Below are 13314 nucleotides of genomic sequence, written 5' to 3'. Positions count from 1 at the left end.
TTCTCCTTTGTCCGCCATATTTGGTTTTAACGGTATTGCCTCAAGGGCTTAAGCAAGGCTATGCAGCATAAGCCGATTGCCGTCAAGCCGAGTCCGTTGAGGAAAAGCATTCGATCGGCGCCGAACCGATCCGACAAAATGCCGGACATCACCAAGCCCACCGGGGTAGACAAATTCGTAAGCGAGCCGATGGCTCCGAACACGCGACCCTGGAATTCCGCCGCCGTCTCCGTTCGCAGCGCGATCATGACGAGCACGGTGCCGACGGACAAAATAAATCCGATCAAGAAGACGAACGGCAGTGCGGAAAATACATCGGGCATCGCGGACATCACAATCAGATTCGGTCCCGCGAGCAATACGGATACGCCAATCCACCAGCCGCGCCTTGTCATGCGCCGGTTTAGCAGCAACATCAAGCCCGAGCCGCCCGCATAACCGATCGGGATTGCCGCCTCCATCAGCCCGAACTCCTTCGGAGTGGCATGCCAGACCGTGACGGCCATCACCTGAAACAGCATCATCGACGCCGTAAAAAAAATCATGACGGAAGGCAGCAGCAGCGACACGGATCGAGCGAAAGGATGCTTGCGAATAAACGCCAGTCCGAGCCTGAGATCCGTCCAAAAGCTTTTTCGGTTGTCGGACTTCGCAGCCGGAATGGGAAAAGGCCCGGCTATCATGACGCAAAGAGCGGACAATGCGAACATTGCGCCGACTACGGTAACGGCCGCCGGCCCCCCAAACGCCGCAACCGTCCATCCTCCGAGGGCTAGTCCTCCCAGACGGGCCAGCGTATCGGTCACCTGCATCAGGCCGGTAGCGCGGCCGACTTGCTCTTGGCCGACGATGTAAATCAAGGACGATTGAAACGCCGGACTGTGAAACTGGGACGCTGCGTTTATGAGCGTCAACAGCGGCACGAGCGCCCATATCCCCCAGCCTGACGATCCGGATACGACGGCCGCAACGCCGATCATGAGCACCGCTCGAATCAAGTCCATCGACAGCATGATCGTTCTGCGGTTTTTTCGGTCTGCCAACGTGCCGGCAATCGTGCCGAGCAGCAAGCCCAGAATCATTTGCGGCAGCATGACGGCCGTCATCGCCTTGGCGCTGCCCGTCGTCGACAGTACCCAGTAGCCGATTGCAATCGTATTGAAGCCTTCGCCCATCGTTGAAAGAGTATTACCTGCAAAAACTGAAATAAAAGTTTTATTTCTAAATAATGGAATTTTTTTGCCGAGCGGCTCCTGTTCCGTCATTCGAGCGGCGGCTCCTGCTTCGACGTGTACGGAGGCGTCGGTCATCGAAGCACCGGATCAATCGTCGCAATTATCCGGTATGACAACGATGTAACCGCTTTCGAAAAAAAACGGTTCGCCACTCTCATTTTTAGTTCAAACGTTTGCACTAAATTCCGTCCGAATTCCATTACTAACACCCTCTCAAGTAAAATGGCTCCAGCAAAGAAGAATACACGCGAAAAAAAGTAGCTGTCAACTCCTTTTAGCTAAAATATTGTTAAATAATAATCATAATATCGACATCTTAACACGAATTTCAAATATTTGTCTCGCGGAAATTGTCGAAATACAAAAAATTGCGAAATCGTTTGCACTTATTATTTCGATAAGAATAATCGGAATTAAAGCGTTTACAAATGGAAAAACCGCCCGGAATTCACTCTTTCCCAGACGGTTTTAATTGCGCCGATTTGGGGCGCTGTCTTCTTAATCCATCGGCTCGTTCTGCTCGCGAAGCTCCCGCTGCAAATAGTCTCGCAGCCTCGCATACGACGAGGACGACCAAAAATCTTCCCGATTCGTCAGCTCTGCCGCGTCGTCGCGAGCCTGCTCCAATACGGCGAAATCTTCGACAAGGTTTGCAAGCCGGAATTCCGGCATCCCGCTCTGCTTCGTTCCGAAAAAGTCTCCCGGCCCCCGCAGCTCCAAATCCCGTCTCGCAATTTCGAATCCGTCGTCCGTATCCGTCATCGCCTTCATCCGCTCTTGCCCGTTCTCGGATTTGGGGTCGGCAATAAGTACGCAGTAGGACTGATGCTCCCCCCGGCCCACACGGCCGCGCAGTTGATGAAGCTGTGACAACCCGAAACGTTCGGCGTCCATTACGATCATGAGGGTTGCGTTCGGCACGTCCACCCCGACTTCGATTACCGTCGTCGACACAAGCACGTCCGTTTCGCCCGCGGAGAATGCGCCCATCTCCGCTTCCTTTTCCGCTGCCGTCATCCGACCGTGAAGCAATCCGATTCCGAGCTGGGGAAGCGCTTGTTTCAGCTGAATGTGCAAATCGATCGCGTTCTGCACGTCGATCTTCTCGGACTCTTCGATAAGCGGGCAAATAAAATACGTCTGCCGCCCCGCCTCCGCTTCCCGGCGTATAAAACCGAGCACTCTGTCCATCATACCGTGCTTGACCCAATACGTTTTGATCGGCTTGCGTCCTTTTGGCCGCTCTCGCAGCGTCGATACATCCATATCGCCGAATACGGTGATCGCCAGAGTTCGCGGAATCGGCGTCGCTGTCATCGTCAGCACGTCCGGATTGAGCCCCTTGCGCCGAAGAATACCGCGTTGATTAACCCCGAAGCGGTGCTGCTCGTCCGTTACGACCAATCCCAGCCGCCGGAAAAAAACGTCCTCCTGAATAAGGGCGTGAGTGCCGATGAGGATGTCGATAAGACCCATCTGGAGGGCGGCGAGAATATCGCGGCGTTTGCGATCCGATAAGCTGCCGGTAAGAAGGCCGATCTGGATGCCGTACGGCTCGAAGAGCTTCGTTAGCGAACGGGTATGCTGCTCGGCAAGAATTTCCGTCGGAACCATGAGCGCGCCCTGGTTGCCGTCGCGAATCGTCGCGTACAGCGCAACCGCAGCGACAATTGTCTTTCCCGCCCCAACGTCTCCCTGCAGCAATCGATTCATGGCGAACGGCTGCTTCATATCGTGCAAAATTTCGTTGAGAACCTGCTTTTGCGAAGCCGTAAGCTCAAAAGGAAGCGCCCCGACGAACGAGCGAATCTCGTCGTTGTTTACCTTGTGCGCCAAGCCGTCCGGCTGCTTGCGGTTAGCCGCCCGGTACGCTTGCAGCTTGAGCTGGAACAGGAACAACTCCTCGTACACCATCCGACGCCGCGCTTCCTGCCCCTCCTGCGAATTTTCGGGGCGATGAATGCGGATGACCGCCTCGCGGCGGGGGATCAAATCATGCTTCGCGACGATGTCCGCCGGAAGCAGCTCCGGAATGAGAGCCCCGTACTGCGTCAGCGCCTTGTCGATCGTCTTGCGAATCCAAGCTTGCGTGATGTCCCCTCCGACGGAATAGACCGGCTGCAGCGTACCGGACTTCGCTTGTCCGGCGCGATCCGGAAATTCGGATTCCGCTACGGTCAATTGCCGGCGCCGCTGATCCCATTTGCCGGTAAGCATAATGTCCCTGCCCGGCGTAAGCTGCTCCTTCAGGAACGCCCGGTTGAACCAGACGGCCGTCAGCAGCAGCCCCTCCACCATCACCCGGCACATGAGCCTCGCCGTCCGTCCGTATCGTTGCAGCGTCGGCATCGCGGCAATTGTGCCCAGCACCGTTATTTTCTCGCCGTCCTTCACCTCGTGAAGAGCGCGAATCCGATAATCCTCGTACCGGAAAGGATAATAATCGATCAAATCGCCGACCGTGAAAACGCCCAAGGCGTGCAGCTCCTCCGCTTTCCGGGAGCCCACGCCTTGAAGTTTCGCAACGGGGATGGCGAACAAGTCGTCAGACATGATCCCAACCTCAAATCTTTGCGGATATATTCCCCTCTATGTTGCGGGAGTGACGAACAATCCGATCGTACCGGGACCGGCATGGGTTCCGATAACCGGACCGATCTCGGTGAACAATAAGCTCCGGACGTTCAGCCGCTCTTTCAACAGAGCCGCCATCTCTTTCGCGCCTTCGTCGCGGCCCGGAGTCAAAGCCACGATCACGTCGAGCGACGCTCGTCCCAAATCCGTCTCGATCAGCTCCGCGATCCGTCCCATCGCTTTTTTCAAGCCGCGCACCTTCTCGATCGGGGTGACATATCCTTCGTCGTCGATCGACAAAATCGGCTTGATGTTCAAAAGAGTGCCAAGCACCGCGGAAGCTTTGCCGATTCGGCCGCCTTTCTGAAGAAACTCAAGCGTGTCCACAAGAAAAAACAGTCGCAGCTCCCGCCGCAGCCTCTCCACCTCGGCGACGATCTCATCCTTGCCCGCTCCTCGACTCGCCATTTCGGCCGCTTTGACGACCAACATTCCGTAGCCGTAAGAAGCCGATCTCGAATCGATGACCGTCACGTCCGCGTTCTCGTCGTCGAGCATGGATTTGGCGATTGTCGCGGACTGGTAAGTGCCGCTCAACGCCGATGACAGATGAATGGAGATAACCGTCTTCCCTTCGTCCGTCAACCGTTTGAAATGCTCGTAAAATTCGGCGGGCGAAGGCTGCGATGTCGTCGGCAATCCTGCGAACGATCGCTGCTTTTCGTAAAATTGCGCCGGAGAAAGCTCGATGTTGTCCAAGTAAGACTCGTTGCCAAACAGCACTTTCAAAGAAACCATCGAGATTCCGTATTTTTCGCGAATCTCGAGAGGAATATCGGCCGTGCTGTCGGTTACGAGAGCGATGTCCGCCACCTAATCGTCCTCCGTTCTATGAATTCAAAGTTCAGGGTTCAACCGCGAATAGGAACGGGTACAACGGCTGGCCGCCGTCATGAACCTCGACCTCCGCATCGGGGTAATTTTCCTCGATCCAGGTCGCCAGAAGCTCCGCCTCTTCCCCGTCCGCATCCTCGCCTTTCAAAATCGTGACGATTTCGCCGCCGGATCCGGACTCTAGCATCTTCGCCAACAACTGCCGGCTAGCCTCTTCTTTCGTCGACGCCGCGTTGATGATCGTTTTGTCCAAAATGCCGATATACTGCCCTTCCCGGATGTCCACTCCGTCCATGACCGTATCGCGAACCGCTATCGTAATCTGGCCGGTCAGCACCCGCTCGCTCGCTTTCGTCATACGTTCGATGTTGATGGTCTCCGGGTCGTTCTCCTCGAACGCCAGCATCGCCGCCATTCCTTGCGGAATCGTGCGGGTCGGCAGCACGGTCACCGGGCGATCCGCCAATTCGGCCGCCTGCTTGGCCGCCAGCACGATGTTCGGATTGTTCGGCAGCAGAAAGATGCGTTGAGCCGCAAGCGACTGAACCGCCCCAATCAAATCTTCCGTGCTCGGATTCATGCTCTGTCCGCCGGACAGGACGACGTCGACGCCCAAGCTGCGGAACAGCTCCGCATTGCCTTCTCCGACGCTTACGGCGACAACTCCGTAATCCGCAAGCTCATGGACGTCCGGATTCGGCTCGCTCTCCGGCGAAGCGACGACTCCGGAAGCGGAATAACCGGCGACCGAAATACCGGATGCCGCCTCCAAGCCGAGCGCCTCATACATCTCGGGCATGATAGCCGTTGCCTTCTGCTGAGAAGCAGCTGCCGGCGTTTCCCCATATGGACGCAGAAGCTCTCGATGCTGTTCCTGCATGTTAAGAATATGAAGATCAGTCAAATCGCCGTGCGCCAACGCATAGTTAAGCACGTCACCAGGACGTCTGGAGTGGACATGAACCTTTACGATATCGCCGTCGTCGATCAGAATGATCGAATCGCCGTCTCGTTCGAGCGCCTGACGAAATTTCTGCTCCGGAAACGCAGCGCCGGGAAATTTGCGGATGAAAAACTCCATATCATAAGGAAACTCGATACTCTCCGTCTCCAGCTTCGCTTGGGCGGAAGAGCGAGGATCGCGAACAGCATGAACCGTCGCCGTCCTCGCGGGCGGTTCCGGTGCGATCGGCAGCGATGCAGAGCTTGAAGGCGAACCCGCAGCCGGGAATTCCGCGCTGCCGCTCAAATAAGCGACGAACCCTTCGTAAATATACACAAGTCCCTGGCCGCCGGAATCGACGACTCCGACCTGCTTCAACACCGGAAGCATCTCCTGCGTGCGCGCGAGAGTCTCCGAAGCTTTGTCGAGTACCTCGGTCATCCATTCAACCAAGTCGTCCGTGCGCCGGGAAGCCGCTGTCCCGTGACGCGCCGCCTCCCGGGCGACGGTAAGAATAGTGCCTTCGACCGGCTTCACGACAGCTTTGTAAGCGGTATCAACTCCTTGCTGCAAAGCAGTCGCGAACAAGGGCACGGTAAGTTCGCGTTGACCTGCCACGGCACGTGCGAATCCGCGGAACAATTGCGACAAAATAACGCCGGAATTGCCTCGTGCGCCCATAAGAAGACCTTTGGACAGCGCTTCGGCAGCCTTGCCGACTTCCTCCGAAGGTCTATTCGTTAATTCGGCGCTTCCGGCCGACATCGTTAAATTCATATTCGTGCCTGTATCCCCATCCGGAACCGGGAATACGTTAAGAGCGTTGACGCGCTCCGCGTTCGCGGATAGCCTCTCGGCGCCCGCGAACACCATCGCCGCCCATTCGTTTCCGTTCAAGAAGCGTTTGCTCAATGCTGGTTTCCCCTCCCTACCGATTTACGCGTACGCCCTGAACATAAATGTTAACGTCGTCCACCTTAAGGCCGACGACCTCGTCCAATACATACTTTACTTTGGATTGAATATTGTGGGCGACTTCGGAAATTTTCGTTCCGTAGCTGACGATGACGTACAAGTCCAGATGAACCTGCTCGCCCTCCCGCCGCACTTCGATGCCTCTTGACAAATTTTCCCGGCCGAGCAGCTCCGCAATGCCGTCCTTCAGGCCTTTGCGCGAAGCCATGCCCACCAATCCGTAGCAATCCAAAGCCGCCGAACCGGCAATGACGGAGACTACTTGATCCGCCACGTCTATTTTTCCGTTTTCCGTCGCCAGCTGTATGGGCATGGAAATTCACTCCTTTATGCCTGTATTATGGGCTATAGTTCATTGTACTATAAAAATTTGACGGAATGAAGACATTAACGGATATCGAAGTCGTTTTCTCTCTCCGATGCGTTTTCGATCCGGATAAACCGTTGCAAATAACTTATGCGCTGTGCTATGATTATGTGGTGTTTGCAAGGTCGTGGCAGGGAGGTGGAATGTAATGTCTCGCAAATGTTATATCACGGGAAAGAAACCGGGATCCGGCAGCAACGTTTCTCACGCCAACAACCATACCCGCCGTTCTTGGGGGGTTAACGTTCAAAAAGTACGCATTCTGGTGAACGGCAAGCCAAAACGCGTATATGTGAGCACCAAAGCCCTGAAATCCGGCAAAGTGACGCGCGTATAAGATCAGCCGCATAGCGGCCATGACAAAAGCACCTGGCTTCCAGGTGCTTTTTGTTATGTGTGCAGCGGCCGTTGCCGGCTCGCCGCCTGTGGATGGCTTCAAGCAACCGGCTCTCATAGGCGGGGGGGTTAATTTTTGTTGAAGGTGTTCAAGATCGCTTTGACGAAACCGCCCAGAAACTTCGGCAGCTTGATGGTATAAAATTTCATCGTCCCATCCCTCCTCCGACTTCACCGCCGTCGCTGATGATTCATTTGTATGCGGTTTTCATGTTGTCCTATGCCAGCGCGCGGAAAAAAGGGCGCTTACCGGAGAAGCGCGATGCCCATCCTCCTCTGTAAGCCCAACAATACCTGGCAATTCACCCGCCACGACGCACATCCGCCTCTGCAGCCCAACATTACCTGGCTATTCGCCCACTACGACGCCCATCCGCCAATGCAACCCAACAATACCTGGCTATTTGCCCGCCGCGACGCACATCCGCCTCTGCAGCCCAACATTACCTGGCTATTCGCCCACTACGACGCCCATCCGCCAATGCAACCCAACAATACCTGGCTATTTGCCCGCCGCGACGCACATCCGCCTCTGTAGCCCAACATTACCTGGCTATTCGCCCACTGCGACGCCCATCCGCCTCTGCAGCCCAACAATACCTGGCTATTTGCCCACTACGGCGCCCATCCGCCTCTGCAGCCCAACATTACCCGGCTATTCACCCGCCGCGATGCCCATCCGCCTCTGCAGCCCAACAATACCCGGCTATTCACCCGCCGCGACGCCCATCCGCCTCTGTAGCCCAACATTACCTGGCTATTCGCCCACTGCGACGCCCATCCGCCTCTGCAGCCCAACAATACCTGGATATTCACCCGCCGCGATGCCCATCCGCCTCTGCAGCCCAACAATACCTGGCTATTTGCCCGCCGCGACGCACATCCGCCTCTGCAGCCCAACAATACCTGGCTATTTGCCCACCGCGATGCCCATCCGCCTCTGCAGCCCAACAATACCTGGCTATTTGCCCACTACGACGCACTTCCGCCTCTGCAGCCCAACATTACCTGGCTATTCGCCCGCCGCGACGCACTTCCGCCTCTGCAGCCCAACATTACCTGGCTATTCGCCCGCTACGACGCCCATCCGCCAATGCAGCCCAACAATACCTGGCTATTTGCCCACTACGACGCTCATCCGACCACGCAACCCAACAATATCTGGCTATTTGCCTACAGCGACGCTTATTCGCCAATGCAGCCCAACAATACCTGGCTATTCGCCCGCCGCGATGCCCATCCGCCTCTGCAGCCCAACAATACCTGACTATTTGCCCACCGCGACGCCCATCCGCCTCTGCAGCCCAACAATACCCGGCTATTCGCCCACTACGACGCCCATCCGCCAATGCAGCCCAACAATACCTGGCTATTCGCCCGCCGCGACGCCCATCCGCCAATGCAGCCCAACATTACCTGGCTATTTGCCTACATCGACGATTAACCGTTAACTTTACCTGCAAAGTACGCCTAACGCCGCAAACGAAAATCGGCCCCTCCGAAGAGGGCCGATTTCGTTTATTGCGCAACTTTTGAAGCGGCGCGCAAAGCGGAGATCGCCGCGGCGCGATCCTGTTTGCCGAAGATGAACGTACCGGCGACGAGCGAGTTCGCACCCGCATCCGTCACGAGCGCCGCCGTCTCGGCGTTAATGCCGCCGTCCACTTGAATATGAATATCGTTACGTCCGTGCTTGTCCAACAGCTCGCGCAGTTGACGAAGCTTAGGGAGCATCGAAGGCAAAAACGCCTGCCCGCCAAAGCCGGGATTAATCGTCATAATAAGAACGAGATCAATCTCGTCCAGCATATACTCGAGGACATTCAAAGGCGTATGCGGATTAAGCGCCACCCCCGCCTTGATGCCGAGCTCCCGAATGGACGCAAGCGTTCGATGGAGATGGACGCAAGCCTCGGGATGCACCGTAATCCGATCCGCTCCTGCTTCGGCAAGCGCCGGGAACAGTGTCTCCGGACGCTCTACCATAAGATGAACGTCGAACGGCAGCTTCGTCACATGACGAATCATCGATACGATCGGAGGTCCGAACGTGAGATTCGGGACAAAGTGGTTGTCCATAATATCGATGTGAATCCAATCCGCGCCTGCTTCTTCAATACTCCGGATTTCTTCGCCAAGCCGCGAAAAATCCGAAGCCAATATGGATGGGCGATAGTAAGCTTTTTCAATGTTCAGTACCTCCGCTTAATCTCTTTCCACTCCGTCATGAAGCTTTTGTAATTCTCGTAGCGACTTGCCGATACTTCTCCCCGCCCGAACGCGTCTTGAACCGCGCAATTCGGCTCATGGGTATGCGAGCAGCCGCGAAATTTGCAGCCGTCCGCCAATCGCCGGAACTCTCGAAAGCAGGATCCGATCTCATCGATGCCAAGCTCCGCGAAATCGAGCTGGCTGAAACCGGGAGTATCGGCGACGATGCCTCCGCCGTTCACGGACACGAGCTCGACATGCCTGGTCGTATGCTTGCCGCGTCCGAGCTTGTCGCTGATCTCGGCCGTCTCCAGCGTAAGTCCAGGAACGAGCGCATTGACGAGAGACGATTTGCCGACTCCCGATTGACCTGCAAAAACGGCAATATGGCCGGCAAGCCGCTGCCGCAGCTCCTCGATCCCTTCCCCCTGATGAGCGCTTGTCAGCAGCACATCATATCCGATGGATTCGTACAACTCGCGAGCCGCTTCCACGTCACGGCGTATGCGTTCTCCGTCTTCGTCGTCCGGAATGCGATCCAGCTTCGTAAACACCAGAAGAGCGTCAAGCCTCTCATGCTCGATATGAACGAGAAATTTGTCCAGCAATTGGATGTTCAATTCCGGCCTTACGACCGAGAATACGAGAACCGCCAAATCCACGTTAGCAACGGGAGGACGAATCAGGGCGCTATCCCGCGGCAAAATTTCGTCCACGGTCCCTTCTCCGTTTTCCGTCTCTTCAAATATGACCCGATCCCCTACGAGCGGCGACTGCCCTCGTTTCTTGAAGATCCCTCTCGCTCTGCATTGCAGCGTCTCGCCGCTATCGTCGCCCTTGACGTAATAATAACCGCTGAGCGCCTTCATAATCGTTCCTGTCGGCATCAATCCGTCCCCTGGTCTTCAACGACCGGCGATTCGGACTCTCCGCCCCCGTCATTCGGAGCGGGAGACGGCGGCTCGATGGTGCTGGCGGCCGGAACGTCGTTGTAAGGAACCGGAATTCTGTCGAGGTATTCGTTATTGCGGTAAACCGTAATTTGTCCGGACTTATCGGGAGACAAGATGAGCTTGATCGGGAAAGTCGTCACCGCTTTGATTTTGCGCGGCGTTCCCCACTCGATGTTATCGCCCCGGGCGTCGGAGTACAAAATCCGTATCGTGCTCTCTTTGCCTTCCTCGGCCGGAGGAACCGTCACTTCCCATGACTTCTCCTTCGCTTCCGGAGGATAGCCGGTACTGATCCAGATCGACACTTCCGTTCCGGCGGACACCGTCTCGTTCTGCTCGGCCGGGAATTGCTTAAACACTTTCCCTTTCGGCGCAGCGTAGCTCGGCTCGCGGAATACGTTCTTGTCCGGAAGCTTCAGATCGTTCTTCTGAATTTCGGCACGGGCTTCGCTCTCGCTCTTGTTGATCAGGTTCGGCATCGCGAATTCCTCTTTGCCCTTGCTTACCGTCAGCGTAATTTCGTCGCCCTTCTCTTGATCGAACGTTGCGTCCGGCTCGATGGATTGCTCCAGAACGGTTCCCGGCTCGCTGCTGTCGTAGGCTTCTTTTTTATGAATGCTGTCTTCGGCAATGCCTAGCAGCTTCAGCTCCTCGACGGCGTCCTCATAGGTTTTGCCGGTAAGCTTAGGTATGACAGGCAAATCCGGGCCGGTGCTGACAGTCAATTGAATGGAGGAGCCTTCCTTAATCGGAATATCCTTCTTCGACTGATCGATGACCAAATCCTTGGCAACGTCTTTGTTCGCCTGATAAATCGTAGGCTCCTGGATGACGAAGCCTTTCGCTTCGAGAGCGGCCCGCGCCTCCGTTTCTGTGCTTCCGATGACGGTAGGCGGAACGACGTCCGCGGGAGTCAGCTGTTCCTTAAGCGCGAACACGGCCCAGACGAGCACCGCGATCAACAGCGCCGCCAGAACGCCCAGCACCGTCGGGAGCACCCAGCGCTTTTTCCGCTCCTCCTCAAGCCCGTCGGAATTCCATTGATTTTGGGAATTGCCGCTCACGATCGTCTGACTGTCGAGCGAACTGCGCATGTCGGAACGGATTGCCGGAATGACCCGGGTCTTCTCTTCCTCCTCGTCGTCGCTGTCGAACTGAACCGCCGGCTCGTTAATCCTCTGCGGCTGAAGGCACGTCTCCAGATCGGCCAGCATTCGGCTTGCCGAAGAATAGCGTTCCTGCGGGTTTTTGCGCATAGCGCGGAGTATGACGTTTTCCACGCTTTGCGGAATGTGCGGATTCACTTTGCGCGGCTGCTCGAACGGCTCTTGCAAATGCTTGAGAGCGACGCTGATCGGGCTCTCGCCCAAAAATGGCAATCTTCCGGTCAGCATCTGATACAGCACAATGCCGAGCGAGTAGATATCGGATTTTTCCCCCGTCGCGACGCCCTTGGCATGCTCCGGAGAAAAATAGTGAACGGAGCCGACAACCGAGCCCGTCTGGGTAATCGTCGACGACGTCACGGCACGGGCAATGCCGAAGTCCGTCACCTTCACGCGACCGTTGTTGCCGATCAAAATATTGTGAGGCTTAATATCGCGATGAATAATTTGATTATGGTGGGCGTGATCCAAAGCGTCGCAGATTTGCGAAGCAATGCGCACCGCTTCTTCTACCTGGAGCGGCGCCCTATCGCGGATGATTTCATTCAAATTGGCACCGTCTATGTATTCCATGACGATGTAATGCGTATCCTCTTCTTGGCCTACGTCGTAGATGCTGACGATATTCGGGTGAGAGAGGGATGCCGCCGCTTGCGCTTCGCGCCGAAATCTCTTCACGAAATCTTCGTCGTGCATGAATTGCTGGCGCAGCACCTTGACCGCGACAAACCGGTTAAGCAAGATGTCCTTCGCCTTGTAGACGAGCGCCATTCCGCCGCCGCCTACCCGGGCCAGCAGTTCGTAACGTCCGACGAGCGTATGTCCGATCATGCCGTTCCCCCTTCTGCGGCGTTAGGCGCCTTGACGTCCCCAACGAGCACAACGGTAATGTTGTCGTCTCCGCCGGCCTCTAGCGCCATCTCGACAAGCTGCTCGGCCAGTCGATCGAGCGGCACGTCCGCTTGCTTTAGCGTCTCTTCCAACAACGGCTTCGCAACCAGTCCGCTAAGACCGTCGCTGCACAGCATGAGCCTGTCGCCGGGACGCCAGTCTATCGTTCTCACATCCGCCGGCACATCGCGATCGGTGCCAAGCGCTCGCGTGAGCACGTTGCGACGGGGATGGTGAGCCGCTTCCTCCGGACTGATCTGCCCGGTTTTCGTCAGCTCGTTCACGAGAGTGTGATCCTCGGTCAATTGCTCCAGCTCTCCGTCGCGCAGCCGATAAGCGCGGCTGTCCCCGATATGTCCGATCCAGCCTGCCTGTTCCGTCAGAACGGCGAGAACGACGGTCGTCCCCATGTTATGGTATTTCTCGTTCAGGGACGCCGTCTCGTACACGGCTTCGTTTGCCTTGCGAATCATCAGGCGGACATTGGCCGTTCCTTCTTCCTCGGACCATGCCGCGTCCCATAGCTTCAACGACTCCGACAGGCTGTCTACCGCGAGACCGCTCGCTACGTCGCCCGCGCGGTGTCCTCCCATGCCGTCCGCCACGATAACCGCCGTCAATCCTTCGGACAGCCGGCCGCTCCAAGCTCTGTCTTCGTTCATCTGCCTGACCCGTCCAACATGAGTCAATAGCGCCGTATTCACACCGA

Annotated in this window: 11 protein-coding genes; 1 reads left to right on the top strand and 10 read right to left on the bottom strand. The window is 56.4% G+C overall.

The window, feature by feature from the left end; genetic code table 11:
• Nucleotides 1–26: 26 nt before the first annotated feature.
• The 5 genes from D3H35_RS07410 to D3H35_RS07390 all read right to left on the bottom strand — a co-directional run bounded on the left by D3H35_RS07410 (nt 27) and on the right by D3H35_RS07390 (nt 6934).
• Complete coding sequence (locus D3H35_RS07410) at nt 27–1265, bottom strand: MFS transporter (RefSeq protein ID WP_158593983.1); 1239 nt, start codon at nt 1263–1265, stop codon at nt 27–29.
• Nucleotides 1266–1733: 468 nt separating this feature from the next.
• Complete coding sequence (gene recG, locus D3H35_RS07405; protein WP_119148441.1) at nt 1734–3788, bottom strand: ATP-dependent DNA helicase RecG; 2055 nt, start codon at nt 3786–3788, stop codon at nt 1734–1736.
• Nucleotides 3789–3824: 36 nt separating this feature from the next.
• Nucleotides 3825–4682 carry a DegV family protein gene (locus tag D3H35_RS07400; RefSeq protein WP_119148440.1) on the bottom strand — a complete coding sequence of 286 codons (858 nt, stop codon included), beginning with the start codon at nt 4680–4682 and terminating at the stop codon, nt 3825–3827.
• Nucleotides 4683–4713: 31 nt separating this feature from the next.
• Complete coding sequence (locus tag D3H35_RS07395; RefSeq protein WP_119148439.1) at nt 4714–6558, bottom strand: DAK2 domain-containing protein; 1845 nt, start codon at nt 6556–6558, stop codon at nt 4714–4716.
• A 16-nt stretch (nt 6559–6574) separates the two neighbouring features.
• On the bottom strand, nt 6575–6934 hold the full coding sequence (locus tag D3H35_RS07390; protein ID WP_119148438.1) for an Asp23/Gls24 family envelope stress response protein: 360 nt from the start codon (nt 6932–6934) through the stop codon (nt 6575–6577).
• A gap of 202 nt (nt 6935–7136) precedes the next feature.
• Between D3H35_RS07390 and rpmB the strand changes: the two genes are divergently transcribed.
• Nucleotides 7137–7325 (top strand): 50S ribosomal protein L28, encoded by a 189-nt coding sequence (gene rpmB, locus D3H35_RS07385; RefSeq protein WP_119148437.1) that lies wholly within the window; start codon nt 7137–7139, stop codon nt 7323–7325.
• Between the two features lie 128 nt (nt 7326–7453).
• Here the strand turns inward: rpmB and spoVM are convergent, their stop codons facing one another.
• The 5 genes from spoVM to D3H35_RS07360 all read right to left on the bottom strand — a co-directional run bounded on the left by spoVM (nt 7454) and on the right by D3H35_RS07360 (nt 13309).
• Nucleotides 7454–7534, bottom strand: a complete 81-nt coding sequence (gene spoVM / locus D3H35_RS07380; RefSeq protein ID WP_119148436.1) for a stage V sporulation protein SpoVM — start codon at nt 7532–7534, stop codon at nt 7454–7456.
• A gap of 1368 nt (nt 7535–8902) precedes the next feature.
• On the bottom strand, nt 8903–9544 hold the full coding sequence (rpe, locus tag D3H35_RS07375; protein ID WP_233567806.1) for a ribulose-phosphate 3-epimerase: 642 nt from the start codon (nt 9542–9544) through the stop codon (nt 8903–8905).
• A gap of 32 nt (nt 9545–9576) precedes the next feature.
• Nucleotides 9577–10482, bottom strand: coding sequence for a ribosome small subunit-dependent GTPase A (gene rsgA, locus D3H35_RS07370; RefSeq protein ID WP_119148434.1), 906 nt, complete (start codon nt 10480–10482; stop codon nt 9577–9579).
• On the bottom strand, nt 10482–12545 hold the full coding sequence (gene pknB, locus D3H35_RS07365; RefSeq protein ID WP_119148433.1) for a Stk1 family PASTA domain-containing Ser/Thr kinase: 2064 nt from the start codon (nt 12543–12545) through the stop codon (nt 10482–10484). The genes rsgA and pknB overlap by 1 nt, the downstream gene beginning before the upstream one ends.
• Nucleotides 12542–13309, bottom strand: coding sequence for a Stp1/IreP family PP2C-type Ser/Thr phosphatase (locus D3H35_RS07360; protein WP_119148540.1), 768 nt, complete (start codon nt 13307–13309; stop codon nt 12542–12544). Before D3H35_RS07360 ends, pknB begins: the two co-directional genes overlap by 4 nt.
• Nucleotides 13310–13314 lie beyond the last annotated feature (5 nt).

Source organism: Cohnella faecalis (assembly GCF_003570905.1).
Lineage (GTDB): Bacteria > Bacillota > Bacilli > Paenibacillales > Paenibacillaceae > Cohnella > Cohnella faecalis.
The sequence above is the reverse complement of the archived record's forward strand: the minus strand, read 5'-3'. Positions and strand labels throughout refer to the sequence as shown.

Coding starts and splice junctions, on each gene's coding strand:
- D3H35_RS07410 (WP_158593983.1), bottom strand. CDS start 1,265: ATGACGGAACAGGAGCCGCTCGGCAAAAAAATTCCATTATTTAGAAAT.
- recG (WP_119148441.1), bottom strand. CDS start 3,788: ATGTCTGACGACTTGTTCGCCATCCCCGTTGCGAAACTTCAAGGCGTG.
- D3H35_RS07390 (WP_119148438.1), bottom strand. CDS start 6,934: ATGCCCATACAGCTGGCGACGGAAAACGGAAAAATAGACGTGGCGGAT.
- rpmB (WP_119148437.1), top strand. CDS start 7,137: ATGTCTCGCAAATGTTATATCACGGGAAAGAAACCGGGATCCGGCAGC.
- spoVM (WP_119148436.1), bottom strand. CDS start 7,534: ATGAAATTTTATACCATCAAGCTGCCGAAGTTTCTGGGCGGTTTCGTC.
- rsgA (WP_119148434.1), bottom strand. CDS start 10,482: ATGCCGACAGGAACGATTATGAAGGCGCTCAGCGGTTATTATTACGTC.
- pknB (WP_119148433.1), bottom strand. CDS start 12,545: ATGATCGGACATACGCTCGTCGGACGTTACGAACTGCTGGCCCGGGTA.